We start from the raw sequence: 1,165 nt of genomic DNA on the forward strand, positions 1-1,165 counted from the left end.
TAACACCTTGTCCTCTGTAACCTCTTGCCCAAGCTTCGGGGGCGTTAACCATATCATTACCCCAGTTATTACCTCCCAAGTTAGGAACATTGGCAAAAGTGGGTTGATTAATTGCTCTAGCTACAGCAGCCGCAGCGTTAATCAGACCATAGCCATATACTGAGCTAAAGCCATTAGGTGGTGGTGGTGGAGTTGTGGCAACAGAAGCACTGACTATGTAGCTGCCAACGGCACTTCCAAATCCACGTGCGTCTAGGAAATGTGTACCTGAGGAAGTAGCTGTATAGGTGATCAGAGAATTGAGGTTGCCGCCACCGTCATCATTGGAGGTGATAAATCCGCCAACACTGTTGCGTAACGTCAGGAAAGGATCTCCCAAAGTCGTGCGATTTTGACGGAATTGGTAGGTTGTACCTGCGACTAGGTTGACACGAAACCAGTCTGTGTCTCCTCCAAAGTTAATTGTTCCTGTTGACGAACCACCGATGTTGACAAATCCTGTTGTCGATGTGTTCCCTGCATAGTCATCAAAGGCATTGGCAAGGGTATTGCCAGCTAGGTCAACAGAACTGGGAAGACCCACAAAACTACTTTGACCTGTTAAAAAATCATCGCCGTTACGCCAAGAGGAAAGGGATTGGGATGATTGCCCGGTATTTTCCAGTCCTAGCTGGTATTCTTTCAGAGAATTGCTTAAAAAGCCAGAATCCATGCCTTGGAGACTTTTGCGGACAAAAGGGGTAATCAAATCGGAGCGTCCTAAACCTGATTCCTCGACAAGGGTTGGTAACTGGAATATATCATCTAAAACATTGCTGTCTGATAGGTGGAAACTTTGGTCAAGCATCTTTTTTATCCTTGAGTAAAGACTCCTTACCACACCATTGAGGATAACCGAAATTCCGCACATTATTCATATATCTTTATATGTTTTTACATTCTCCAAGATGTTTTTACGAAAAACTGTGGTTCGGGAGCATCTCACCTTTGTAGCCCCTAAATCGGCTCTCTTATTCTTTGTGTGATCAGTAGATCTCTTGCAAAAGTAATCAAGATATATCCTTTTGTCGGTAACGAAGTTCGTAATTGTAGATACCAGCAATCAAATTCAATCTCAGACCAAATCGCCGTCTGCGATTTCTGTATCTTGATGAAAGTATCCGAA

At 43.9% G+C, this 1,165-nt stretch carries 1 protein-coding gene and 1 pseudogene; both read right to left on the reverse strand.

The window, feature by feature from the left end; genetic code table 11:
* The coding region (locus tag ACOCD9_RS11225) for a PPC domain-containing protein (protein ID WP_419547484.1) at window positions 1-847 on the reverse strand (847 nt) is incomplete at its 3' end.
* A gap of 202 nt (window positions 848-1,049) precedes the next feature.
* A pseudogene (locus ACOCD9_RS11230) lies at window positions 1,050-1,165 on the reverse strand (IS5/IS1182 family transposase); the annotation flags it as partial.

This window comes from Microcystis sp. (genome assembly GCF_048564745.1).
GTDB lineage: Bacteria > Cyanobacteriota > Cyanobacteriia > Cyanobacteriales > Microcystaceae > Microcystis > Microcystis ichthyoblabe_A.